28 protein-coding genes are annotated in these 25,438 nt (G+C 31.9%); 6 read left to right on the top strand and 22 right to left on the bottom strand.

What is annotated here, in order from left to right; all coding sequences use genetic code 11:
* Nucleotides 1-245: 245 nt before the first annotated feature.
* Complete coding sequence (locus B8T70_RS16275) at nucleotides 246-656, top strand: hypothetical protein (RefSeq protein ID WP_039113314.1); 411 nt, start codon at nucleotides 246-248, stop codon at nucleotides 654-656.
* On the opposite strand, the gene B8T70_RS16270 is transcribed toward B8T70_RS16275, so the two are convergent.
* Together B8T70_RS16270 and B8T70_RS16265 are read right to left on the bottom strand one after the other, a co-directional pair.
* Nucleotides 645-1,652 (bottom strand): glycosyltransferase family 9 protein, encoded by a 1,008-nt coding sequence (locus B8T70_RS16270; protein WP_086895516.1) that lies wholly within the window; start codon nucleotides 1,650-1,652, stop codon nucleotides 645-647. The two genes, B8T70_RS16275 and B8T70_RS16270, sit on opposite strands and share 12 nt — an antisense overlap.
* Before the next feature lie 39 nt (nucleotides 1,653-1,691).
* On the bottom strand, nucleotides 1,692-2,297 hold the full coding sequence (locus B8T70_RS16265; RefSeq protein WP_039113313.1) for a DUF4254 domain-containing protein: 606 nt from the start codon (nucleotides 2,295-2,297) through the stop codon (nucleotides 1,692-1,694).
* A gap of 112 nt (nucleotides 2,298-2,409) precedes the next feature.
* Here B8T70_RS16265 and upp point away from each other — a divergent pair, with 112 nt between their 5' ends.
* A complete protein-coding gene (gene upp / locus B8T70_RS16260; RefSeq protein WP_086895504.1) occupies nucleotides 2,410-3,063 on the top strand; it encodes a uracil phosphoribosyltransferase in 654 nt (217 codons plus the stop codon).
* On the opposite strand, the gene B8T70_RS16255 is transcribed toward upp, so the two are convergent.
* Nucleotides 3,058-3,987: a DUF6427 family protein gene (locus tag B8T70_RS16255; protein ID WP_039113311.1), complete on the bottom strand. Its 930-nt coding sequence runs from the start codon at nucleotides 3,985-3,987 to the stop codon at nucleotides 3,058-3,060. The genes upp and B8T70_RS16255 overlap by 6 nt on opposite strands.
* Before the next feature lie 143 nt (nucleotides 3,988-4,130).
* Between B8T70_RS16255 and B8T70_RS16250 the strand changes: the two genes are divergently transcribed.
* Nucleotides 4,131-4,361: a hypothetical protein gene (locus B8T70_RS16250; RefSeq protein ID WP_035620182.1), complete on the top strand. Its 231-nt coding sequence runs from the start codon at nucleotides 4,131-4,133 to the stop codon at nucleotides 4,359-4,361.
* On the opposite strand, the gene purD is transcribed toward B8T70_RS16250, so the two are convergent.
* On the bottom strand, nucleotides 4,353-5,627 hold the full coding sequence (gene purD, locus B8T70_RS16245) for a phosphoribosylamine--glycine ligase (RefSeq protein WP_086895503.1): 1,275 nt from the start codon (nucleotides 5,625-5,627) through the stop codon (nucleotides 4,353-4,355). The two genes, B8T70_RS16250 and purD, sit on opposite strands and share 9 nt — an antisense overlap.
* Nucleotides 5,628-5,760: 133 nt before the next feature.
* Between purD and B8T70_RS16240 the strand changes: the two genes are divergently transcribed.
* Nucleotides 5,761-7,086, top strand: coding sequence for a phenylacetate--CoA ligase family protein (locus B8T70_RS16240; protein WP_086895502.1), 1,326 nt, complete (start codon nucleotides 5,761-5,763; stop codon nucleotides 7,084-7,086).
* Here the strand turns inward: B8T70_RS16240 and B8T70_RS16235 are convergent.
* Nucleotides 7,064-7,597, bottom strand: a complete 534-nt coding sequence (locus B8T70_RS16235; protein ID WP_086895501.1) for a GNAT family N-acetyltransferase — start codon at nucleotides 7,595-7,597, stop codon at nucleotides 7,064-7,066. The two genes, B8T70_RS16240 and B8T70_RS16235, sit on opposite strands and share 23 nt — an antisense overlap.
* Nucleotides 7,598-7,859: 262 nt before the next feature.
* On the opposite strand from B8T70_RS16235, the gene B8T70_RS16230 reads away from it, so the two are divergent.
* The gene (locus B8T70_RS16230) at nucleotides 7,860-8,318 is read left to right on the top strand and encodes an RNA methyltransferase (RefSeq protein ID WP_039120587.1); all 459 of its coding nucleotides are present in this window, start codon (nucleotides 7,860-7,862) and stop codon (nucleotides 8,316-8,318) included.
* Nucleotides 8,319-8,395: 77 nt separating this feature from the next.
* Here B8T70_RS16230 and B8T70_RS16225 read toward each other — a convergent pair whose 3' ends face one another.
* Nucleotides 8,396-8,662: a helix-turn-helix transcriptional regulator gene (locus B8T70_RS16225; RefSeq protein ID WP_165763227.1), complete on the bottom strand. Its 267-nt coding sequence runs from the start codon at nucleotides 8,660-8,662 to the stop codon at nucleotides 8,396-8,398.
* 240 nt (nucleotides 8,663-8,902) lie between these two features.
* Between B8T70_RS16225 and B8T70_RS16220 the strand changes: the two genes are divergently transcribed.
* The gene (locus tag B8T70_RS16220; RefSeq protein WP_039116677.1) at nucleotides 8,903-9,094 is read left to right on the top strand and encodes a hypothetical protein; all 192 of its coding nucleotides are present in this window, start codon (nucleotides 8,903-8,905) and stop codon (nucleotides 9,092-9,094) included.
* A 161-nt stretch (nucleotides 9,095-9,255) separates the two neighbouring features.
* Here B8T70_RS16220 and B8T70_RS16215 read toward each other — a convergent pair whose 3' ends face one another.
* From B8T70_RS16215 to B8T70_RS16140, 16 genes are all read right to left on the bottom strand, one after another.
* The gene (locus B8T70_RS16215) at nucleotides 9,256-9,726 is read right to left on the bottom strand and encodes a hypothetical protein (protein ID WP_086895499.1); all 471 of its coding nucleotides are present in this window, start codon (nucleotides 9,724-9,726) and stop codon (nucleotides 9,256-9,258) included.
* An 80-nt stretch (nucleotides 9,727-9,806) separates the two neighbouring features.
* Nucleotides 9,807-11,744 carry an OmpA family protein gene (locus tag B8T70_RS16210; RefSeq protein ID WP_086895498.1) on the bottom strand — a complete coding sequence of 646 codons (1,938 nt, stop codon included), beginning with the start codon at nucleotides 11,742-11,744 and terminating at the stop codon, nucleotides 9,807-9,809.
* 98 nt (nucleotides 11,745-11,842) lie between these two features.
* A complete protein-coding gene (locus tag B8T70_RS16205) occupies nucleotides 11,843-12,760 on the bottom strand; it encodes a type IX secretion system membrane protein PorP/SprF (RefSeq protein WP_086895497.1) in 918 nt (305 codons plus the stop codon).
* Between the two features lie 152 nt (nucleotides 12,761-12,912).
* Nucleotides 12,913-14,292 carry a gliding motility-associated C-terminal domain-containing protein gene (locus B8T70_RS16200; protein ID WP_086895496.1) on the bottom strand — a complete coding sequence of 460 codons (1,380 nt, stop codon included), beginning with the start codon at nucleotides 14,290-14,292 and terminating at the stop codon, nucleotides 12,913-12,915.
* A 118-nt stretch (nucleotides 14,293-14,410) separates the two neighbouring features.
* Nucleotides 14,411-15,121, bottom strand: a complete 711-nt coding sequence (locus B8T70_RS16195; RefSeq protein WP_039111650.1) for a DUF4369 domain-containing protein — start codon at nucleotides 15,119-15,121, stop codon at nucleotides 14,411-14,413.
* Between the two features lie 120 nt (nucleotides 15,122-15,241).
* The gene (locus B8T70_RS16190; protein ID WP_086895495.1) at nucleotides 15,242-17,101 is read right to left on the bottom strand and encodes a peptidase M61; all 1,860 of its coding nucleotides are present in this window, start codon (nucleotides 17,099-17,101) and stop codon (nucleotides 15,242-15,244) included.
* A gap of 112 nt (nucleotides 17,102-17,213) precedes the next feature.
* Nucleotides 17,214-17,492: a DUF2805 domain-containing protein gene (locus B8T70_RS16185; protein WP_039111648.1), complete on the bottom strand. Its 279-nt coding sequence runs from the start codon at nucleotides 17,490-17,492 to the stop codon at nucleotides 17,214-17,216.
* A gap of 122 nt (nucleotides 17,493-17,614) precedes the next feature.
* Nucleotides 17,615-18,442: a sterol desaturase family protein gene (locus B8T70_RS16180; protein ID WP_086895494.1), complete on the bottom strand. Its 828-nt coding sequence runs from the start codon at nucleotides 18,440-18,442 to the stop codon at nucleotides 17,615-17,617.
* Between the two features lie 193 nt (nucleotides 18,443-18,635).
* Nucleotides 18,636-18,878 carry a GlsB/YeaQ/YmgE family stress response membrane protein gene (locus tag B8T70_RS16175; protein WP_086895493.1) on the bottom strand — a complete coding sequence of 81 codons (243 nt, stop codon included), beginning with the start codon at nucleotides 18,876-18,878 and terminating at the stop codon, nucleotides 18,636-18,638.
* A 46-nt stretch (nucleotides 18,879-18,924) separates the two neighbouring features.
* The gene (gene aqpZ, locus B8T70_RS16170; RefSeq protein WP_035619439.1) at nucleotides 18,925-19,632 is read right to left on the bottom strand and encodes an aquaporin Z; all 708 of its coding nucleotides are present in this window, start codon (nucleotides 19,630-19,632) and stop codon (nucleotides 18,925-18,927) included.
* A 29-nt stretch (nucleotides 19,633-19,661) separates the two neighbouring features.
* Nucleotides 19,662-20,018: a hypothetical protein gene (locus tag B8T70_RS16165; RefSeq protein ID WP_039111645.1), complete on the bottom strand. Its 357-nt coding sequence runs from the start codon at nucleotides 20,016-20,018 to the stop codon at nucleotides 19,662-19,664.
* A gap of 86 nt (nucleotides 20,019-20,104) precedes the next feature.
* Nucleotides 20,105-21,001 carry a DMT family transporter gene (locus B8T70_RS16160; protein WP_039111902.1) on the bottom strand — a complete coding sequence of 299 codons (897 nt, stop codon included), beginning with the start codon at nucleotides 20,999-21,001 and terminating at the stop codon, nucleotides 20,105-20,107.
* Between the two features lie 177 nt (nucleotides 21,002-21,178).
* Nucleotides 21,179-22,384: a hypothetical protein gene (locus B8T70_RS16155; protein ID WP_086895492.1), complete on the bottom strand. Its 1,206-nt coding sequence runs from the start codon at nucleotides 22,382-22,384 to the stop codon at nucleotides 21,179-21,181.
* A gap of 61 nt (nucleotides 22,385-22,445) precedes the next feature.
* Nucleotides 22,446-23,645 (bottom strand): hypothetical protein, encoded by a 1,200-nt coding sequence (locus B8T70_RS16150; RefSeq protein ID WP_086895491.1) that lies wholly within the window; start codon nucleotides 23,643-23,645, stop codon nucleotides 22,446-22,448.
* 56 nt (nucleotides 23,646-23,701) lie between these two features.
* Nucleotides 23,702-25,006 carry a hypothetical protein gene (locus B8T70_RS16145; protein WP_086895490.1) on the bottom strand — a complete coding sequence of 435 codons (1,305 nt, stop codon included), beginning with the start codon at nucleotides 25,004-25,006 and terminating at the stop codon, nucleotides 23,702-23,704.
* Nucleotides 25,003-25,356, bottom strand: a complete 354-nt coding sequence (locus B8T70_RS16140; protein WP_039111641.1) for a hypothetical protein — start codon at nucleotides 25,354-25,356, stop codon at nucleotides 25,003-25,005. The genes B8T70_RS16145 and B8T70_RS16140 overlap by 4 nt, the downstream gene beginning before the upstream one ends.
* Nucleotides 25,357-25,438 lie beyond the last annotated feature (82 nt).

Here is a 25,438-nt window from a genome sequence, read left to right as displayed (position 1 = left end):
AAATCCAAACTCCAACTTTATAATTGGGATTTGGATTTTTTTTTTTGTTTTATAATTATGTTTACAATCATTGTCTTGATGAAAATCTTTGTCTAGAGCTGAAATTACAATAAAAACAAATTTTTATTAAAATATTGCCAAATTTTCATTATTTTAGTGGTGTTATTAAAGTAATCGCAACCTCATGTTTTACATGATTTGTAGAGCTAAATCAAATTTGTCAACACGTTTAAATATTAAATATTATGACAATACATCACTTCCTTCGTTTATCATTTGTAGCAATTTTTGTAATAACAGCTCTTATTTGTATTTACTTTATAATTAAAAAACACCGAAATAAAAAAGGTCCCAAATTACTTACTGAAGAAAAATATAGCTCAACAATGCTTGGCAAAATGACTGAAATAACAGTTTTTGACAATATCTTTAATATTTGGCCTTACGTAAGCAAATTAAAAAGTGCTAAAGTACTATCCCACAAAATTAAAGAATCTCAATTGGTGCATAAAGTTTATAGAAATTCAACCGAAGATTTTGAACACATTTTGCTGCCTACAGAAAAAGAAAATCATTTTGTTATAATTGTTGCTGATAGGAACAAAAAGAAAACAATTGGGTATTTTCTCCATGATTTAAATGGATTATATGCTTAACTGTATTTTTTGAACAATTTCATTTGGAGAAATACTTCTCATCGCATCCTCATACCCTTCTACCATTTTATTTCCGTAAACAGATGTTGGTAATAAAGGATATTTAGTTCTATCTGCTGTCAGTGCGTCTTCTAGTTTCTGATTAAATGGTAAGAATCCTGCGTATGGATGTGTAGCACCCCAAAGTGTAATTACTTTTACACCCAGCATTGCTGCTATATGTGCATTTCCTGAATCCATAGAAAGCATTACATCTAGATTACTAATAAGTTGTAATTCTTGCTGAAATTTGATTTTTCCAGCCATATTAACAACATTCTCATACAGTTTAGAAAGTGAATCCAGAATTTCAATTTCTTTTTTTCCTCCTCCAAAAAGTAAGATGGTATGGTTTTTATTTTCTGCTAGTTTTGCTATTACTTCCTGCATTAAATCCAGCGGATATACCTTAGAATCGTATTGTGCAAAAGGTGCAATTCCTATTAATCTTTCATACTTATTTCCGATTAAATCAACTATTTCCTGACTTAAAATTGGTTTTGTAGGGAAAACAGGATTCGATAAATCCAATGGAAATCCTAGTTCTTCAAACACTTTTTTGTGTCGTTCAAACATAGTAAGCAATGGCTTGAAGATTTTATTCTCAGCTCGCATCAATGCCTTTTTCTCTTCTCGGGCTTTATCAACAAATGCAGTTTTTTTTCCGCTTAAAGCGAAAAAAGTACGAACTATTTTAGAGCGCAAAACGTTGTGCAAATCGGCAAAAGCATCAATATGTAGCTTTTTTAAATCTTTGTATAAACGTACTAATCCTAAAAATCCTTTATGACGTTCTTTATCATCAAAAACAAAGAAAGTCAGATTCGGAATTCCATCAAAAAATGGTTTAAAGAATGGGCGCGAAATTACCGTTAATTTTACCTCAGGATACTGTTTTACAAAAGCGCGTAAAACAGGAACCGTCATGGCAACATCTCCCATTGCGGAGAGTCTCATGACGGCTATATGCTTAATTTTATTGGACAATTCTGCCAATTATTTTTTATTTTGATATAAAACAGGATTCAAATCATCGTCGTTGTACATTTTCATTTGTTTGTACACTTTCATGAATTTATCACCGTTCTCAATGTCAGTTAACAAATCATCAATTGCAGTTGATAAGTCACTTCTTTGTTCTAAAAGTACGTTTAATTTTTCCTGGCATTTATCTCTATGCTCTTGTGAAGCTTCTGCACGAGTAGCTTCCTCATTCATATGATAAATTTTTAAAGCCAAAATAGATAATCTATCAAATGCCCATGCTGGACTTTCAGAATTGATTTTGGCACCGTCTTTTACTTTTACATTGCTGTATTTTTGTAAAAAATAACTATCGATATATTCCACCATATCAGTACGTTCCTGATTAGATGCATCAATCCTTCTTTTTAAAGTAAGTGCAGCAACTGGGTCAATATTCGGGTCACGAATAATATCTTCAAAATGCCATTGTACGGTATCAATCCAGTTTTTTAAATATAATAAATGTTCAAATTTATCTTTAGGATATGGATTGTTTATTGGCTGATCAACATTATCAAATTTATGATAATCTTTGATACTTTGTTCGAATACAGAATATGCTAATTTTGAAAACATGTCTTTAAATTTTATAGATACAAAGATACTTTTTATACTTTTATAAAAAAATATCAAATCATAAATCTATTTATAACAAATTAGGTTTTAAAATAAATTTAAAAATACCATCATGCAGATTCATTATTTATCCGAAAATAACAGCGTATTAAACCATTTTTTAGGTCAGATACGAAATATAAAAGTTCAAAACGATAGTATGCGTTTTCGAAGAAATATTGAGCGGATTGGTGAAATTATGGCGTATGAAATAAGTAAAGATCTATCTTATAAAAACGTAGAAATCGAAACACCGCTTGGTATCAAAAGCACTACCGAAATAGATGACAAACTTATTTTATGTTCTATTTTACGTGCTGGATTACCCCTACATATTGGATTTTTGAACTACTTTGATGAAGCCGAAAATGGCTTTGTTTCGGCATGCAGACATCATCCTAATAATGATGCCGAATTTGTCATTTTAGTCGAATATCAAGCCTTATCTAGTATCAATAATAAAACCGTTTTATTAATAGATCCAATGCTCGCCACTGGTCAATCGATCGTTGCTGTATATGAGAAACTAATACAAAATGGTGCACCAAAAGAAATGCATCTTGCTGTTGTAATTGCTGCTCCAGAAGGTGTTGCTTATCTAGAAAAACACCTGCCAGATTCTTGCCATTTATGGATTGCTGCCTTGGATAGTAACTTAAATGAGAAAAATTATATTGTTCCAGGATTGGGTGATGCCGGTGACTTAGCTTATGGAAATAAACTATAATTGAGAGAAAAAGGTAAAAAGACTACACAAAATCAAGACTCCATATACGATTTCGTTATTTAGTTTGTTTTGTGAAAACTCAATATGACTTGATCCCATAATAGCCAAAGGTGCTACTGTAAACAATAACAAATCGTTGCTTTTATTAGGAGATATTAAAAACACAATTATCCCTATAAAGAAATAGGCAACGATTTTTTTGTATGAAGAATGCAATAATAATGGTCTGTTTGATAATGTTAATAACAGCGAAACCACAAAAAATAACGCAACTGCTACATAAATTGATAGCGCTCCATTTTGGTAATTATTGGTAAAATAATTAATTCTAAAATCAACTGCTGCACGGTTCTGAAAGAATGTAATTACATCAATATTAAACATTAATGATACTAATAGAAATAGTGTAGCTATAGTAAAAAGGGCTATAAATGGTAAAATCCAGTTTCTATAATCGCCTGCAACGTGAAAAATTATTGATATAAATACCAATATAAGAAATAAAATACACCAAAACTGGAACAATGAAGCCAATAGTATCCATAACGATGCATCAAATATTTTTTCTTTAGATGATTTTAGAGATTGTAATGATAACAATCGACGAAGCGCTAATAACACAAAAAAATTGGCAAGCAATACATTTGGATTATTTAGTGCCGACGGAAAAAACAACGATAATAATAAATAAAAGAATATCGTGTAACCATTGTCTTTACTAAGTCCGTTTTTCTTGACAACAAAGTTGGTTATCAACATAGATCCTAATACAACTATCAATAAACTTATTTTTTCTGAAACTGAAATAAGCGATTTTACCCAAGAAATTTCTTGAAATTGATAGATGAAAAAGAAAACCAGCATTAAAATTACGACCAATGAATAATTTAATGGTGTAGATTTTTTAAAAACACTTGTTATCATAAGGATATTTTATACTTTTGTGACTGTAAATATAATACTTGTTTAAAAAGGAAACCAACAAGTTGAAATAAAGATTCTGATTATCGGGATTTATAACTTCAATGTGTTACAAAACAATAAATAACAAAATAATTTTATAAATTATGACAACTTTTTTTGAAGGAATACAGTACTTATTCGTAAACATTTTATTTGCTCCACTTGATTTTTTACGTTCATTAGAACTTGTATCATGGTTTGGTGCTAATACAATTAACTGGATTTTCATGATTATCTGTGCAGCTGCAATGGTATATTGGATTAAACAATTACGCATTTTTGATGCAGCCGGAACAGAAAATCAAGATACTACGGCTCACTCTTTTTTAAAGTAAGTCGAAGCCAATATCTTTTCTAAAATACATCTTATCAAAATTTAGCTTGTCTATGTTTTGATAAGATTTTTTTATGGCCTCCTGGAAGTTGTCTCCATATGAAGTCACTGCCAAAACTCTTCCTCCATTACTTACCACATTGTTGTTATCCAACTTTGTTCCTGCATGGAAAACAATAGAATCTGAAATATTTTCTAATCCAGAAATTACTTTTCCTTTTTCAAAATCCTCTGGATAACCGCCTGAAACTACCATGATTGTCGTAGCACTTCTTGGATCTACCTCTAAAGAAATTGTATCTAGTTTTTCATTGGCTACAGCCAAGAACAATTCTACCAAATCAGTTTTTAATCTAGGAACTACAACTTCAGTTTCCGGATCACCCATTCTTACGTTGTATTCTATAACGATTGGTTCATTCTTAACATTTATCAATCCGATAAATACAAAACCTTTATACTCGATTCCGTCTTTTTGAAAACCTTCTATTGTTGGTTTTACGATGCGTGTTTCGATTTTTTCCATTAAAACAGCATCGACATAAGGAACTGGAGAAACTGCTCCCATTCCGCCTGTATTTAATCCTGTATCACCTTCGCCAATACGTTTGTAATCTTTGGCAGTTGGTAGGATTTTATAACTTTTTCCATCTGTTAATACAAAACAGCTTAGTTCAATACCATCAAGAAACTCTTCGATAACAACTTTTGAACTAGCTGCACCAAATTTTTCATGAACTAACATGTTTCTTAATTCGGTTTTAGCCTCTTCAAGATCCTGAATAATCAAAACTCCTTTTCCTGCTGCTAAACCATCTGCTTTTAAAACATAAGGAGGTTGCAATGTTTCTAGAAACTTACATCCATTTTCTACCGTTTCTGCAGTAAAACTATCGTAAGCAGCTGTTGGGATATTGTGTTTCATCAAGAATTCTTTGGCAAACTCTTTACTTCCTTCAAGTTGTGCACCTAATTTTGATGGTCCGATAACCGGAATATGTTTTAAACTTTCGTCATTTTTAAAATAATCGTAAATCCCTTTTACCAATGGATCTTCGGGACCTACGACAACCATACCTATATTTTCCTGAATTACTAAAGTTTTTATAGCTTCAAAATCAGTTGGACTAATGTTTACATTATGGGCAATACCAGCTGTTCCGGCATTTCCTGGTGCAACAAATAGTTTTTCGCATAGCGGACTTTGAATCATTTTCCATGCAAATGCATGCTCTCTTCCTCCTGAACCCAATAGTAAAATTGTCATTGTATAGTTGTATTTAGTTGTGGTGCAAAAATAATTGCTTTTAACCTTAAAACAGAATTAATTTTTAAAAAGTTGTTGGTTGTTGAACTTTAGTTGTTGGTAAATATTATTTTTGGTGAAATTTATGCTCCAAATGCTTCGACTTTTTGATCTTTCTCTTCTTATAAATGGATTTCCGATTAAGGAAGCTAAAACCGAATTGGATACCATTATTCAGTTTTCTGAAGAGGAACATGCTTTATTTATTCAACATAAAAAAGAAGAAATCGTTGCTTATCATTTGCAAAACAATCCATTTTATACAACGATAGTTGGTGCTGTAAATATCAAAAATTGGAATGACTTACCTGTTTTGAACAAACAGAATTTGCAAAAACCTCTTTCTGAGAGGTTGTCTAAAGGTTATGCTATCAAAAACGTTTACCTCAACAAAACCTCTGGATCAAGCGGAACTCCTTTTGTTTTTGCCAAAGATAAATATTGTCATGCCTTAACCTGGGCTTCGAATATTATGCGCTTTGGTTGGCACGGAATAAATTTTAATACTTCCTATCAGGCTCGTTTTTATGGGATTCCGATAGATTTTATTGGAAACAGAAAAGAACGTTTTAAAGATTTTTTGAGTAACCGTTATCGGTTTCCGATTTTTAATTTATCTGATGCCGTTTTAGAAAGCTTTCTAAAAAAATTCAAAGCCAAAAAATTTGATTACCTCAACGGGTATACAAGTTCAATTGTTTTATTTGCTAAGTTTTTAGAAAAGAAAAACATCATATTAAAGGATATTTGCCCTAGTTTAAAAGTTTGTATCGTAACATCCGAAATGCTTTTTGAAAGTGATAAAATTCTTTTGAAGAAGCAATTTGGGATTCCAATCGTTAATGAATATGGAGCATCTGAACTTGATTTAATTGCTTTTGAAAACCCTGAGGGGGAATGGCAAATAAATGCCGAAACTCTTTTTGTTGAAATCTTGGACGAGAATAATCAACCAGTTCCTAACGGGACTGAAGGCAAAGTTGTAATTACATCATTGTATAATAAAGCCCATCCGTTTATAAGATATGAAATTGGCGACATGGGGATTCTGGATGAAAAAAGTACATTACAAAAGCCTATTTTAAAACAGTTAACAGGCAGAACCAACGATATTGCGGTATTGCCAAGCGGGAAAAAATCGCCTGGATTGACCTTTTATTATGTTACCAAAAGTATAATCGAAGACGATGGAAATGTAAAAGAGTTTATAATCAAACAAACGCAATTAGATTCTTTTGAAATAGAATATGTTAGTGATAATGAACTCGATAAAAACCAAATTCAGAAAATAGAAGAGGCAATAGCCCTTTATCTGGAACCCAATTTAAACTTCACTTTTACCCGAAAAACAGTTTTAGAAAGAACCAATCGCGGAAAACTAAAACAGTTTAAATGTCTTAAAGTGAATTTGTTAATATGAAAATAGTGCGCTCGGGGTTTTCTTTGTCAGCTTCTTTTGATTTTTTAAAGTCTAATTTTGTCAAAAGTTTGATCGAACTCTGATTGTCATTATGAGTAATTGCTTCTATCTTTTTAAGTCGCATTGTCTGAAAGGCAAAGTCAATAACTTTTGTAGTCGCTTCTTGCATTATTCCTTGACCTTGAAAATTTGTCAAAAGTTCATAACCGATTTCGCATTTATTTTTTTCATTTGAAAAGTCAAAAAGACAAATTGTCCCAACAAAAATCTTGCTTTTTGTTAAAGTTATTGCCCAATAAATCGAGTCATTTCTTTTAATGTTATCATTAATATTGTTGATAAAAGTTATTGCATCTTCAATTGTTCGACTTGCTTGTCTGCTAAGATATTTGTTTATTTCGGTGTCAGAACGCAAAGTAAAAATAGCTGACCCGTCTTCCACCGATAATTGTCTAAGAGTTAGTCTTTCAGTTGTTAAAATTGGGAAAGGTGTAAAACTTCTATTTACCATTTTGGCATAATTTAATTCATTGATGTTCTGGCTACTAACTTATTTATACTAGCCAAAGAAAGGCTTCAATAAGGTCAAATTAATTATTCTTATATTATAAATTAGTATTTGCCTTAGGCTAATATAATAAATATCTTTATTTAAATAATTTGAGCATCTAAGTTGATTTAAGGTATTTCTTTGTTCCTACTAAGTCATAAGTAGTTCTTTTCAGCCCAATAAAAAATTGACTTATGTACTTACAGTTTGTACTTTTGCCTTTATGAATGATAACTTTATAAATGAATATTTCGGGATAGGAATACAAAATGGTAAAACGCCTGAAAATTTGGGTGTTTTGTGGCGGTCTGCTCAAAACTTAGGTGCTACTTTTATATTTACCATAGGTAATCGATATGCTAAACAAGCTTGTGATACTCACGATGCGGTAAAGGCAATTCCTTATTTTCATTATGACACTTTTGAAGCTTTTTTTGAAAACTTACCCAAAGGAGCGCGATTGGTTGGTGTTGAATTAGATGAAAAAGCTGTCGATTTAGAGACTTTTGAACATCCAAGACGTTGTGTTTATTTATTAGGTGCAGAAGATCATGGCTTATCTCATAAAGTAATGGATAAATGTCATCATTTAGTAAAATTTAAATCAGAGAAAAGCTTAAACGTGGCTGTGGCAGGAACTATTATTATGTACGACAGGAACTTGTCTAAACCACGTTCTTAAAGCATAATTTTATTCATGGCTTGATCTCCGATGTATAATGACTTCGAAAACATCCATTACTAGATAATATCAAAATTTTAGTATTTGGAATGTTTTAATTTTCTAAATTCTAAAGGATTAACGCCTTCATATCGACTAAAATATCTTGAAAGGTTTTTGATATCGGTATATCCGCAAACATCTGAGATTTCTGTGATGGATAAATTCGTTTCGTTTAGAAGTTGCTTGGCTTGTTTAATACGCAACGTATTGATTTCGTCTAGAATACTTCGTTTTAAAATTAACTGAAATCTTTTTTCTAAAATCCTTCGGGATAGTGCTGTTGCATTAACTACATCATCCACAGCTATTTTCTATATCTAAAAAATAAGATGCTGCATAAAACAATAAGCAGGAATGTTCTTTTACTTTGAGTAAGATTCTTTTTTTTTGTATTTATACTATTTTGATATTGAAGATATAATGAAAAGGAAGGAGTAATAGTGGTCTTGAATTTATTAAAGGAATTATAAATAGGCTAAATTCGAAAAAGCAAATCTTTTTATAGTAATTGCAAAAGGTGTAACTTTGAAAAAAAAACAACTATGAAAACCGCTAGAATTTTTAGAAACGTATTCATTACTATTTCTTTAACACTTTTTATAACAAGTTGCAGTGTTCATACTGTTCATAATTCATCTTCAAATTCTGGGAAGATTCCTCCTGGGCAGGCAAAAAAAATATCTGGAAGTAAGAGTGCAAAAAATTATGCACCTGGTCAGCAGAAAAAAAGATAAGCAGTTTTTATAAGTAGACTCTTTATTTAACTATTATGTTAAACCTGTTTTTTAATTGAATAGGTTTTTGTGTCGAGCAAGAAATTTTAGAGGATATGATTAAATATCTTATTTATAAAAATTAAGGGGTACTTACTAAGTACCCCTTTAATTTTTACAATTTAATGTTTTCCATGTCCTTTTCCATTCCCATTCCCATTCCCATGTCCATTTCCATTATTTTTATACTCTTTATTGTTCCCTTTACCTGGTTTTAAACCAATAGTTTTTTGTGGTTTACCTTTGTAGCCTTTGCCATATTTTACTTTATGAGTCTTATAGTTATCATATGGAGAATCGCCTCTGTAATTGGTAAGAACAACTTTATATTCATTGTAAAGATCATAATTTCTATAGTTTCTAGGAAGGCTTCTTGCTCTTGTCCATTTTCCATTACTGATATAAATGTAACTAGATGCATTAATATCATAATACATTTCAAGATCAGGCAGATAATAATAGCGTACATCTGTATAGCCTACAGGACCCCATGCAGGTGGAGTTCCAATATTAACATTAACTGATACTTGAGCGTGTAAAGAACTTACAGTAATGAAAAATATACTTATGAATAAAAGTTTTAAAGATTTCATGGTTTCAATTTTTTATTAAATTAATAATGCACTGATAAAAACAAAAACCGAACCTAAAATTGTTTTTTCACAAATATTTATCATAATGCCGAAATAATAAATTCGCTTCGTCTGTTCATTTGATGTTCAGCTTCGGTACATTTTACACCATCAGAACAACCATTTACAAGTTGGGTTTCTCCATAACCTTTTCCAGTTAATCTGTTTGGATCAATACCATTTTTAACTAGCCATTGTATGGTTGATTTAGCTCTTCTGTCAGACAATGCTTCATTGTATTTATGTGTGGCACGACTATCGGTATGAGAACGAATATCAAGTTTCATTTTTGGATATTGATTCAATACATCTAGTATTTTTTCTAAATCGAATGCGGCTTCTGTACGGATATTAGATTTATCCAAATCGAAGTATATCATTTTGATGCCAAAACATTTACCTAGATCATCACCAATTGTTACCATACATTCAGATTTTTCTAATGTTATTGGTAAATTGGTTCTTCCGTTTTCTTTTAAAATATTTACCATTAACTCTCTAGTAGTATATTTGTTTTTTTCGGCACGTACAAAATATGACATACCACACTCAACGGGAAAAGTATAATTACCATTTTGATCAGAATAACTAGTAGCTATAATTTTGTATTTGTCGTCATATAAGGTCAGTTTTGTATTCGGTAAAACTTCCCCTGTTTCTTTATCTGTTATGACTCCGTATAATTCCTGAATGCAGTATAACTTTCTTGTTTCTAAAAATTTATAGATATCATCAGATCCCAGTCCGCCATCTTTGTTAGATGTAAAAAATCCTCTCCTGGATTTGGTGTCAATTATATAAGCAAAATCATCTTTGGGAGAATTAATATCTGCTCCAATATTTTGAACATTGCTTATTGTGCCATCGTCAGCTATTTTTCCAACAAAAACATCTAATCCTCCAAGTCCGGGATGCCCATCTGAGGCAAAATAAATTTCATTATCGTCTGTTATAAATGGGAATGTTTCTTTTCCTTCTGTATTTATTCCAGGGCCTAAATTTACGGGAGAACTAAATCCTCCATTGGTATTAATGTTTACTTTATAAATATCCGATTGTCCGTATGTTCCTGGCATATCCGATGCAAAATATAATGTTTTTTCATCTGGACTAAGTGCAGGATGTGCCGTACTATAATTATTACTATTAAATGGGACTTCCATTATATTAGTCCATTTATCATTTTCTAGCGTGGCCTTGTATATTTTTATTAAGGTTATTTTATTTTCATCTTTTCCCTTTTTGCCATCTATGTAATTGTTTCTTGTAAAATAAACAGTCTTACCGTCTTTTGTAAAAACTGGAGTTGATTCGTGGAATTTTGAGTTTATTTTAGACTTGAATTTTTTAGGGGCATTGGGATTAAAATCCTGATCTACATCTGACTGATATAGATTGGTGAAATGCTCACCAGTCCATTTGTGTATTCGTTGATTAAAATTACCCGTATCTCTTGCTGAAGCAAAAACAATTTTGTTTTGATAAAAAGTAGTTCCGTAATCAGAGTATTTACTATTTATTCCTGCATTCTCAATGTTATAGCGTCCAGAGTTAGCTTTAATTTGTTCAAGATAATTTTTGTCACTTTCATAGAGTTTACCACGAGTATCCTTTTTTGATTTCTGATTAAATAAATCAAGCATTTGATTGGCTTTGGTAATATTTCCGGTAGATTTTAATGATTGTGCGTATCGGTAATAATACTCAGGTTCTACCTCGGTGTTCATGGCAAATAATTCGCCATACCATTTTGCCGCCTTATCAAATTCGGAGTTGAAATAATAGGAGTTACCTAGTTTCTTGAACATATCTTCAGATTTGTATCCTTTTTCGGCTACACGTTCATAGGTTTTAATGGCATCTATATAGGCATAGTTGTCATATTTTTTATCTCCAAAAGCAATCTTGCTCTGTTGCGAATAACTGTTTAAAGAAAAAACACTTACTATTGTTATGTAAAGGATTGTAAAATTTTTCATGTTGATCTATTTATTTGTTTTTTAAAGGAACATGGTATCGCCATTCTTCTTTATTATTGGCTATTTTGGAATCATTGCCGATTTCATAATAAATATTTTTAGAAGAAACGAGGGGTTGTCATTTTACCATTGTTTTTGATAAATTCATAGCGTAAGAATATTTCATGTGAGCCAGAATTATAATTGTTTAAGTTGGTAGTTTCACGGTCATAGCCATATCCTATATATAATCCATCGCTAACCTGAAAACCTACCATCGCACTTAATGAGGCGCTCCATCTGTAAGCTACTCCAACTACAAATTTGTTGACAAACATAAAATTGGCCGAAACATCTACTTGTAATGGTGCACCTTCTACCATTTTAGTCAATAAAGCAGGTTTAAACTTAATGTCTTGGTAATAATCCAAATCAAATACGTATCCTGCCATCAAATAATAATTTATCTTATCCTTGTATATTACAATATCATTATCATCATAACGGTTGGTTTCGATGAAGTTTGGTACAGATAAACCTATGTATGCTTTATCTGAATGAAGATATATTCCGGCTCCGATATTTGGTTTAAAGACATTATCTAAATTCTGAAATTGCGGATCGCCTTGATCAGCTGGATTTAATTTATTGACATCTAAATTGAATAAATTACCCGTGGCTTTAATACCAAAAGATAGTTTATAGTTTGGTGAAGTAGGTATAGTATAGGAAAGGTCTACAGAAAAAGTATTTTCATTTGTAGGTCCAATTTTGTCATTAACCAATGACACTCCTAATCCTAGATTACTGTTATTTATTGGGGTATTTACCGAAAAACTACTAGTTTCTGGGGCGCCATCAAGTCCGACCCATTGCGTACGGTATAAACCAAAAATACTTAGAGCTCCTCGTGACCCTGCATAAGCGGGGTTGATATTTATGGTGTTGTACATATATTGTGTAAATTGAGCATCTTGTTGTGCGTAACTTACTATAGCTGTAAACATCAAAACGAAAGAAAATAATTTTGTTCTCATAGTAGATATTTATTATTTTATTATTGCATTGGTTCTTTTTTGTTAATGATAAAAAAGTAGTAATACCTTCGTGCATCAAAAAAAGACTTGTTTTTATTAAAACACTTCACTGATAACAGAGCTGTTATATTATCAGTGAGTTGTGTTCTTTGTTATTTTGTTAGATATAAGAATCCATCTTTTTTATTTGTCTGAATTGCACCGTTTCCATCCACAGAAGTGTAATTTAGAATATAAAAGTAAGTTCCTGAAGGAAGACCGTCTGATTGTTTTACGGTTGTTCTTCCTCTTGAAATACCGTCAAAAGCATTTGTTGTGTTGTTATAATTTCTAGTTTCAAATACTAGTACTCCCCAACGGTTGTATATTTCGACAGTATTATCTGGATAACATACTGTGTCTTCTATATTGTCGATGACAAATTTATTATTGAAACTATCACCATTAGGAGAGAATGCATTATGTACCAGTATTGTTCCGCATGCTAATACTTTACAATCATCATTGATAGAAAGGTTTACAAATAAACTTCTAGGACAAACTTCATCTTGTATTTGGTATTCAAATAAATAGTTACCAACAGGAAGTCCAAAAGAAGTAACAATGTTACCGTTTATAGCATGAGAATTATCAGTATCTATCCAGGTACCAACCGCAGTTGTACTTCTAGGTAATAAATTAAATAAGTTAACCGTAGATGAATCCGCATTACAAGCTTCACTATTAAAAGTTGCAGTTGGTATAACATCATTTTTAACCGTAATTGTTTGTACCAATATGGTTTTATTACCAGCACAATCAGATAAAGTATAGGTTCTGGTTAAGATGTATGGACTACCTCCACAACCAGTACCACCGTTATCAGAATCACTTACTGTTACATTTACAGTTTGGCTACAATTATCGGTAGGATTAATTACAGCATTAGGATCTGCAACAGGAATAGCTGCAATGTTTTCCAAAGTAATATCAGCAGGAACAGTTCCAGTTGGAGCAGTAGTATCCTTAACAGTAATTACTTGAGTAAACGAAGTTGTGTTTCCTGAACAATCGCTAGTTATCCATTTACGAGTTAGTATATAATTGGTACTACATTCATTCTCGATACCAGTTTTTGTTTCAGTATAAACTACAGGCACATCAACATTACAGTTGTCAGATGCAGTTATATTTGCTGCTTCAGGAACTTTATCACATGATACTGTGATATCAGTAGGAAGCTCACCGTTAAATGTTGGTTTAGTAGTATCTTCTATAGTTATCACTTGCGTGAAAGTATCAGTGATATTACCACAATTGTCTTTTGCTATCCAACTGTTTGTATAAGTTCCTGCATTTGCACAAGACTCAGAAGCTACAAATTGTCCACTAGTTTTTTCGATGGTCACCTCACTATCACAATTATCAGTTGCTACAGGAGCACTAGCTTGCGCAGTAGTTAAACCTGCAGCATCACTACATTGGATAGTTATATTAAGACTTCCAGCTAGAGTAGTCCAAGTAGGTTTCGTAGTATCTTCGATAGTAATCACTTGCGTGAAAGTGTCCGAAGTATTACCACATTCATCCTTAACCGTCCAGGTATTAGTATAGGTGCAATAAAAGTTGTTTTAAATTGTAAAATATTGATTTTTAGAATTTTATATTTATTTATTGTTGTTTTTTAATTTTGGCAATATACTCAGTAAGTTTTTTACCATAAAGGGATTGTGCTACTTTTGGAGTCATCGATTTTTGTATTGTATCTAAATATTTAATATTGATATCGTATATCTCTGATAAGGCGATGTAAGGAGCTATTTCGTAATCTTTGTTGTTGATGGCAAAGTTTGTAGCGTATAGATATTTTCTCTTAATATTAGACTCTTGTTTTTCGTCTATGCTGTCTAATGTTTTCTGGTTATTGTTTTTTATTGCTTTAAATCGTAATTCGATTAGGCTAAGATTTTCATCATTAAAACGAGAATTTATTTTGCGGTAATCTTCGTATAATTCTTGGTTTTTCGATCCTGTAATTTTAGCGCTAGAAAGGTAATTGTCTAGATTTGTATCAATGTTAATGTTGCCTGGTTCGGCAAAAAATAATATATTATTATCTAAAGAGTTGGTTACGCCACGATCTACAGATAGATATAGCATCTCTGGCGATTTTAATTCGATGTTAGCTTCAAAAGCAGAATTACCATCGATTTTAATACTATCTATAGCTACTAGAGAAGTATCGACTACTCTTTGTATGTATAAGGTTCCGTTTTTTAATCCTTTTATATTTCCGGTAATATGCAAGTTGGTTTTTGATTCGTTTTTGTTACATGAAGCTAAAAGAACAAGTGTAACGAATGCAATAATAGTTTTTTTCATTGTTTATAGATTTTGCTGCAAAATAAAGAAAATAGTTTTAAAAAAACGATGCTCAACTTTTAATTTATAAAAAAATCCCAATCTATTTCTAAATTGGGATTTTCTTGTTTTAATTTCTTATTATCCTTTTAACCAAGCATTTCTAAGTGCTTGTTTAGAATTGTCTGTCGCTTTAAAAGTATTCTTTTCTTCGTATGGAAGTTTAACAGCGCCTTTTAAAGTTAATTCTTTACCATCGCGTTTTATCTTAACAGTTATTGGTGCATCTTCTTTCCATGTCTGACTTTCTGTGATCAATTCGTATATGTTTACCAATGAATATGGTTTTTCATTTATAGAAAGGATGTAATCACCTCCTCTTAAGTCTAGGCTTTTGAAAAAAGTATTCAATTCCATTTCAGGTATAACCATGATTTGCTTAGTCTCAGGATTTATAGTGATATATGGAGTTTGACCTTTTAAGAAAATTGTTCCGGGAACTTTTTCGGCAGCGTTTGTTACACCAACTTTTGCTAAATAAGTATCATAAGGAATTGGTGTTGTTCCTGCAACATAAGTGTTTAGGAAAGCTCCAACTTCTGGATAAGTTAATTGAGTGATTTTTGCGAAAAGCTCATTATCATTAAATGGTTTTGTAACACCATATTCATCTGATAATTTATGCATTAAATCCAGAATTCCTCTTTCGCCATTGCTTTTTTCTCTAATGATAATATCGATACACATACCAATAAGCGCTCCTTTTTCGTATACGTTTAAGTACTGGTCTTTGTATGGTTGTTCTAATACATTGGCGCTCATTTTTGTAAATGACATTGTATCATTCAATGCTTTTGCGTGTTCTATTTTCTCAGCAATACGAGAGTAGAATTCAGATTCATCGATTAAACCTTGATTAATTTGGAAAAGGTTTGCAAAATATTCGGTAACACCTTCGTACATCCATAAATGTTCAGACATTTTTGGTGCATTGTAGTCAAAGTATTGAATTTCTTTCGAGTGAATTGTCAATGGAGTTACGATATGAAAGAATTCGTGAGATACTACATCTTTCATTGATTTTACCAATTCTTCTTTTGGCATCATTTCAGGTAAAACAACAGTTGTTGCTGTAGGATGTTCTAATGCTCCAAATCCATGAGCATCGGTTGGCTTCATAGATGATAAATATAATAGAACAGTATATTTTTTAGTCGAATTTATTTTACCCAAAAAGTTTTTCTGAGCAGTCATTATCGTTTTCATTTCTGGCGTGATACTTTCGGCTGTGAATTTTCCAGTTGGAGAATATACTGCTATTTGTATTTCCATTCCGTTTACATCAAATGATGTGTAGTCTGGTTTAGAGTACATAATTGGGTTTTCTACCAAAACTGCATAGTGAGATGTTGTAAATACATCGCTTGTATTGCTTGCATCTTCATCAGTCATAGATGTTGCTCCCCAAAGTGTTGCAGGATGCGCAATTGTAACTTTATAAGGAATGTCTAGTTTGTCTTGAAAATAACCAACAAAACCATGTGTGTTTATCATGAAATTAACTCCGGCATCGATATTTGTTCCTGCAGGTGAGAAAACATCGTCATTGCCAAAACCTGTTCCTTTTTCGGTATCAAAAGTATCGTTTACTAAATAAGTAATCGTCTTTAGTGTTTTTGCATTTGCTATTGACCAAGTATTGTCGTCTAGCTTTTTTATGGTAAGGAGTGCTCCTTTAGAGTCATAAGCTTTTAAATCATCGATATACTTACCGTAGTTGTCCTCAGAGTATGTTCCAGGAACAGTTTTAGGAATGCTATAGGTTACTTCATCTGTATTTATTTTTGGAGCAGTAACTGTAACGAGAACTTTGTCGTCTTTTACATCGTTAAGATTGATGTTAACTGCAACTTCTGGTTTTGCAGATGCAGTAGTAGAGCTGCCTGTTTTACATCCCAAAAAAACAGCTGCTAATGCTAGTGTAACTATTATTTTTTTCATTATTCTATTGAGTTAGTTTTATTATTGGTCTTTATAAGCTGAAAAAGTTACAAAAACATTCCAGTTTTATTTATTGGAGTAAAAAAAAACTCCTGTTTCAGGAGTTTTATGATTAGTCTAATTTATTCTTTATGTAATATTTTCCATCTAGATCTTCATCAAAATCATCTATCTTAACAGGTTTTGGCTTAGGCTTATTAGCAATAGCTTTCTTTTTCCACATTTCAAATTTCTCAGCGGGCATTTTCTTTTTCATTATCTCTAAAACCTCTTTTTCAGCCAATCCAAATTCTTTTTTGATAATTTCAAAAGGATTCTTTTCTTCTAGGGCTAATGTAACAAGTTTTTCTGTTTGTTCCCAGTTCAATTCTTTACGGTTACTCTTTTTCATCACGTGAAAATTAATTCAAATAGGGGTTAATGATTAATAATATATTGATATTCAATTTACATATCAATATTAGTAAAAAAAATAATTACTTCGTCGCTTATGGTCGCTTTTTTTTGTGGATTTTAACGGTTTTTTGGTGAACGATGTTTTTGAAACGGAATTTGCAGTAAATTTTTCAAATTGTTATGTTCATTTGGGTTCATGTGAGTATCTATGCCGTAGATGATTTTTTCTTTTGGTAGTGTCATAAAAGTTCCAAAAAGACGATCCCAGATTGAAAAAATATTTCCATAATTACTATCTGTATAAGGTAATATATAATGATGATGTACTTTGTGCATATTTGGAGAAACAATAAAGTAGCTTAAAAAAGAATCAACTTTGTCTGGTAACGAAATATTTGCATGGGTAAATTGAGTAGATATTACGGAGAGTGTTTGGTATAAGAAAACCATCCACATCGGACTTCCTACAATTAAAACGCCGAAAGTTGTAAAAATAAACCGGATTATACTTTCTCCAGGATGATGACGGTTGCCACTTGTTGTGTCGATCCAAGTGTCGGTATGGTGAATAAGATGAAAACGCCATAAAAATTTTACTTTATGTTCGGTAAAATGGGCAAGATAGGCTCCAATTAAATCTAATAACAATAATCCAATAACTGTGTATAACCATAAAGGGATTTCTGGAATCCACTGTAGGATACCGAAATTGTTTTTAATAGTCCAATCTGCAGTTTGTAATAGGATAAATGCTAATACAAAATTGATTAAAATGGTGGTGAATGTCAGAAAGAAGTTAATTCCAGCGTGATTCCATTTTTTATAATTGAATTTAAAAAGTGGAAAAGTATTTTCTATCATCCAGAAGATGGTTATTCCGCCTACAAGAATCAGACTTCTGTGTAAAGATGGAATGGTACCGAAGTAAGAAATAATTTCATTCATGGCAGAAGTATTTACTCAAATTTAATAATTTTAGTAATATGATTTTATTAAAGGGCTGATTTTTAGATTGAATGTTGTTTTGATGTAACTATTTAATAAAAAAAAGAGAAGAAATAAAGTTATTAAACTTCTTTCTTCTCTTAGTATAAAATGATTATTGCTTGTCTAATTTATAGCAAGTGTATAAGAGTGGTTATGCTTTTTTTATCAAGCTAATAATAAATAAAAGTACCCAGGCGCCACCAACAGCAATTATAATTTGCCAAAGCAAACCGCCGCCGCCAATACCTAGTTTTCCAGCAATCCATCCGCCTACAAGACCACCTATTATTCCAACAACGATGTTGCCAAGGATTCCAAAACCTGCACCTTTCCATATTTGACCTGCTAGCCAACCAGAAATCGCGCCAATAAGTAAGAAATATAAAAATTCCATATTTTAAAGTTTTAAGGATTAATAATCGATTTTAGAAAATGATAATTTATGCAGCATCATGATTTTGCAACAATGATTTATATATAAAACCTGCTACAATTGCTCCTAGAATTGGTGCAACCCAAAACAACCAAACTTGAGATAATGGTTCTCCACCAACAAATACTGCTTGAGATAATGATCTCGCAGGGTTTACTGATGTGTTTGTGATAGGAATACTTATTAAGTGAATTAATGTTAACCCTAAACCAATTGCTATTCCAGCAAATCTTCCATTAGCAAATTTATCTGTTGCTCCAAGGATGATTAATAAGAAAAACAAAGTCAGTACAAATTCAGCTATAAAAGCCGATTGTAAGGAATATCCTTCTGGAGAAAAAGCTCCAAACCCATTTGATGCAAAAGCTCCGGCTTTAGTATTATCAATCACAAATCCAGCTTTACCAGATGCAATTGTATATAAAGTTCCGGCAGCAGCAATTGCTCCAACACATTGTGCAATAATGTATGGTACTAGGTCTTTTGCAGGGAATCTTCCACCAGCCCAAAGACCAAAAGAAACTGCGGGATTAAAGTGACCTCCTGATATATGTCCTACGGCATAAGCCATCGTTAAAACGGTTAAACCAAAAGCTAGTGCTACACCAGCAAATCCAATTCCTAATTCTGGGATTCCTGCTGCGAAAATAGCACTTCCACAACCTCCAAATACAAGCCAGTACGTTCCAAAAAATTCAGCAAAAAGTTTTTTCATAATAAAAGTGTTTAATTAATGTATAAATGTTAAAAAGTATATTGATATGCCCACAAAATCAAAACGAGTTGAAGAGGCATGCGTAATATTAAAACCCATCGAGGTAACCCAAAACTTGCTTTTTTGTTTTGATACATGTATACGTTAGCTGGGAAAACTGCGACCAATAACGCAATAATTCCCCATGCAGCAAAATGAGATGTCGCTGAGATTAATAGGAGCGACCCTAATATAATCTCAGCGACACCGCTTAAAATATTTAATAATTTTGGATTTGAAAAGTAAGAAGGAATGATTTTTAGGTACATTCCTGGGGTTCTAAAATGATTTATCCCAGCCAGAATGTAGAGCAAAGCCATTACGTAAAGATGCCAAGGTAAATTCATAATAGTAATTTTATTACGAATTTATAAAAATAATTGGGATTTTAGGACAATATCTTAATTATTTTTTAACAAGTATTTTTTAACGCTTATTTTTCCTTTTGGAAGTTTAAGTTCATGATAATGATAGCTAATATGATTAAAATTATTCCAACCCATTGTAAGAATATAACTTGCTCATTTAACAATACGTAAGCCATCATTACAGATACAGGAAGTTCTAGTGCCGAAACGATACTTCCTAGTCCAATTCCTGTAAGAGGGAAACCTGCGTTCATAAGCATAGGAGGTATAATTGTACCAAAAAGTGCAAGTATGATACCCCATTTTGTGAAAATTTCGAAGTTAAACGGAGTTACTTGTGTAGCTATTGCAAAAGAAAAGACAATAACAGCTCCTCCTAAAAGCATATATAAACTACGTTGTGCTGACGAAATTTCGGTAGCAACTCGGTTTGCGGTAAACATTGTTGTAGTAAATGATGCAGCTGCTAGGCAACCCCACGCTAGACCACGCCAATCTAATTGGATCTCGTTTTGAGTAATATTAGTAGCTAATACAGTACCTCCTAAAACAATAATTACAGCAACTATTTTTTGTTTAGAAGGAAGTTTCTTCTCTAAAATCATTTCTAATAAAACTCCCATCCATACAGTTTGCATCAATAAAACGATTCCGATAGAAACTGGAATGTATTTTACAGCCAGGTAATAGAATAAACTTGTCATTCCTAATGAAGTTCCAGCCGTCATTAATTGAGCAATGTTTTTTGGTGTTGCGTTAACAACTGTATTTTTATGTTTTGCTTTTTGAAAAGCATTGATGATTAGGATTCCAATGATTCCTAATATAAATTGAGAAGTAGTTACTTCTGCTGTTGTGAATCCTTCGTCGTATGCCATTTTTACAAAAGTGGCCAACATACCATAACTTGTTGCGCCAAATGCTACTAGAAATACTCCTTTTAAAACGTTATTTTTTGTCATTTTATATAATTTACTGCTTTTTGTTTTTAAAAATAAAGCCTGCAAAGATAGGCTTTAGTAAGTAATTAAAAAAATGCATTTAATTTGGATATTGTATTTAGAGGATTGTTTCTATAGATGATTTTACGGAAAACCTCTCGAAATCGTTTTATTTATAGATTATTCATAATAGTTTAATCAATCCACTTTTCTAACACTTCCGTTAGGAGTGTCCCACCAATTTTTAAGCCCACTGAGTTTTGGGTTGGCGCTTTCGGTTAAAAAATAGCGCTGTATAATATTCTGTACTCGACTATCATTTAAGAATAAACCATGAAAATCAAGATTGTTACTTATTTCATCAAAGAAGTTTTCTTTCTTTACAGCAAATGTTTTAATGTCTTTTGCATAAATAGAAGAACTTTTAAAAGGAACAGTTCCGTCGCCAGATTCTCTTCCGTCATTAAGAGAGCCTAAGTCGACTAAATTTTGAATGTTGTTATTTCCTTTTTTTAGGACTTTTACCTTTGTAAATGTTTTATCATCTTCACCTACAATAATTATCATTCTGTCTTTTAGAGCCTGAGGTAAATCGGATAAGTTTTTTAAACCCGTAGGAGAACGAAATTCTTTTAAAAGTGCTAATCTAGAATCAAAAAGTGGTTCGATATCTCTATATAAGTTGTCTTGCCAATATTCTTTTTTCAAAAGATCCAGTGGTTCATTATTATCTGCATAGGTTAAAGCGTCTTTGTAAATGGGTAATAACTCATAAACCCCAGGATAAGTTCGAATAACTTTACGCATATCCTCATTTCTTCCTATAACCCAGTTTAGGATACTTCTTAAACCACCGTCTCCTTTTACCATATGTACCAATGCATATGGAGATCCTAAAAATGGAGGAGCATTCATGATTATTTTATCGATTCCGGAAAAATCATCTTTTAATAAACTTAGGTAGCAGTTTAAAACCAATCCTCCCATGCTATGAGTAATAAACCGGAATCCTTCGATGTTTTGATCCTGAAGTTTGTGCTTGAGGTATTCGATATAAATTTTTAAACGTTTGGCGCTTTCCATATTCGACATTCGCCAATCGTAACCAAATAAAAATACAGGAGTATTTTTGTATGCTCTGGTCTCGTTTAGTTTGTTTTTTAATTTAGAAATAGAATTCTCGTATGGGAATTTAGCAATATGATTGCGTTCTATTATCGTTTCAATTCCTTGGTCGTACAAAGGATTAAATTGTAGGTTTTCGTTAATATAAGCTCCAAAAATTGATGAACCAATAGATGAACCCAATGTGTCGTAGGCATTCCAGATATAATTAAAATCGAAGGTATTACTATTAACAAGACTCGTAGCTTGAATTCCGGGGATAAAGATGATAGGTTTCATGGGGCTGTTTTTTGTTATCTAAATTAATACTTATTTTGGTAATTAATTGAGATACATATTTTTATATGAAACCTTTGCTCGTTAATTTTGGTAGTAATACCTTCATACAACTCTGACCTATAGTAGCTGGATCCCAGTAACATTTATGCATTTTAATACTATTTAACGAGAAAAAGGCAATTATGCCAGATTTGTCGGATGTGATTTCATAGTTAATGTTTTCTGGTAGAATCGCTATATTTTTTATTCCAAACTCGGCTTCACCACGAGAATCATCTTTTCTGTAATTTGTAGCAAAAACATCAGAAACAGAATAAACATTCATCCATTTTATAGTGTTTTCCATTATCGGACTTCTTCTTTTGTAAAAAGAAGGATAATAAGCATTTATAAATTCATAAGGATTTCCAGTTGTAATAAGAAGTTTGGTTAATTTCTGAACGTTATCTGATGGTGGAATCTCTGCTACCGGAAAAAGAAGGTCAACTGCTAAGATGCTTCCAAAACTGTAACAATGAAAGTGAATTTCAGGATCTGGTTCATTCTCGGCGATATACTCTACAAGCGAATCAAGATTTCCTAATACAATTTGGCTTTGTTCCCCATTGGCTATATAACTGTCAACACAAGAAAATTCGGTTGCAAGCGATGTGATAATGGTTTTAGATTGAGGCGCAAAAATTAAAATTAATGTCGTTATCGAAAGAACGTATTTCCCGTAATTATGTATCCTTTCTACGTCAATGTCATAACCGATGTGGTAAAGTAGTTTTGAGATATTTTTTATAATACTTTCATTAGTCATTAAATCGATACAAGCCGGAATTAAAAAAAGAACACATAATGATATTATCAGAAGAATAGAAAAAGCATAAGTTGTTTGATAAGGGCTGCTAAATTCTTTTTTTCTGAAAAACCTTAAAGTAATTTGGGGTGTCTTTTTTATTATTAAGCTAAATAGGATTAGATTTTTTATGAAGATGTTGTAGTGTTCAAATTTTTCGGTTAAGATTTTGTGGTACTGAAAATCATATATTTTATAAATTAATTCTTCGATGTCATTTTTGTCTTTTTTAAAGAGACTTACAACAGTGCTATTTTTCTCGGGTTGATAAGAAATTTTTTCTGTTTTAATAAAATAATTAAAACCTGTTGTGGTAAAGTTCAATTCGTTTCTAAGTCTTTCAGTATATTTCTCTACAGTTTCGTTGTGTATAGATTGTCCGAGTCCGGTAATATAAATTCCTATTTTAGTTGCCATATTTTTTATGATGATTTAAAATCATCGGATGTAGGTTTGAGTATGATTTTTGAGGTTTATTTTGAAGTTAAATCTGTTATATTGGGGCCGCCAAAACCAAAGTTTAATGACAGCATCGAAATCAATGTTCCGTTGTGGTTAAAAACGGGTTTAAAAGCACTTCCGATTTGATAGGATAGGGCAATTTGTTCTGTAAGTCTATAACTAAATGTTCCTATGTATTGAAAATCGGATGCGTTTTCTTTGGTGTATAATGTGTTTCCCGAAGCATCTGTGCCAGCAACTAAAAGAGAACTGCTCTGTCGGCCGGTAGCTTCAAATTCTAATGAAAATTTCTTGAACTGACTTTGTAATGCTAATCCGTAATCGAAATTGTTTTTATATACTTTGGTGTCAGGAAAATAATTCTCAAAATACTCCTTATTGTACCATTCATATCGTAATACACCGGTAGCTTTTAGAAAACTTATTTTATCTGAGAATTTATAAGAAGGAGTAATCCAAAATGATTGTCTGGGTACATTGGAGTATTTAAAATCATTAGTCGGAAAATTTAATGCTAATGCGTAAGCCAAGTCTATACTTAATCCTTGACGCGATAGAATATAAGATTTAAATTCGTCATAACTTCCCATTGTTTTGTCTTCTATTAATTCAGAAAATGAAATGAAAAACGAATCGACATCATTTTCATCAAAAGGGAGTACATCAGTAGCGTCGTAAATATTGTTGGTTATTTCTTCGGCTTCTTTCATCGATTTTTTATCGAGTACTTCGTAAATCCGATTGGTAAGTTTATCTCGTACGGCTGTTAGGTATTCTCTTTTTGTTTTAAATTTAAATTTCTCTGCAAGTTCACTAAGTTCAGCTAAGATTTTAGAACCAATACGTTGGTTATTGCTTAAAGTTTCTATGTGTTTTTGGATGATTTCTTTATCTCTTTTATTTCCAAAATAGATAGAGGTGCGGTAGCCAAAAGAAAGACTTCTTGTATTTGTGCTGTCTTGTAGCATGAAATTTTGAGTAGAAGCCAAAGAAAATGATGAGTTGCGCAAAAGCTGATCAAGGTTGGCTTTTGGATAAAGATATTCCTCCAGACTCATGCCATGATCGTTTGCCCAATACGGCATAAATTCGAGACCAAAATCATTTGGGATTATACTATTTCCATTTTCATCACTAAAGTTTGAATAAAGAGCAGTTTCTAGAGCACGATAAGATTTGGGTTGTAATATAGCACTTGGTTGCATACCTAAAACAGCTGCCGCAGGAGAAGTAGGTGTTGTAAGGATATCTAATTTTTTTTGGGCTTGAATTGTTCCGAAATAAAAAACCGTGCTAATTATAATCCAGTTTTTCATTTTACTGAAAATTTGATGGTTAAAATTACATAAGGACGATCAGTATCGCTTTTTAGATTAGAATGTTTTGCAAGTAGTTTTTTATTGATATAGTATTCAATAGCAATTGTGTCTTCGTGAGGTATAGGATTGGCAATATCCGAAACGCAAATTGTTTTTTCGGCTGTGAGCGTTTGTATTTTTCCTAAGGAAGATTTACCAGAATTAGCAATTTCAGAATCATTATCTCCGGGTATATTGATTACGGTATGCCCTATGTTACCGTCGGATATAAATTTGATTTCAAAATTAATATCTTCATCGACTGGAGCCGAGAATGACAATTTTTCATAACGGTAAATTTTTCTCATAGAGTTCTGTTTTTTATAAATAACTTTTTTTAAAAGTGGGTTAAAGTTATGTAAATAGCTTATGTTAAAAAACAGGAATAAG

Origin of the sequence: Flavobacterium sp. AJR, assembly GCF_002156885.1 — a bacterium.
Lineage (GTDB): Bacteria > Bacteroidota > Bacteroidia > Flavobacteriales > Flavobacteriaceae > Flavobacterium.
This window is presented reverse-complemented; position numbering and strand designations above follow the sequence as displayed.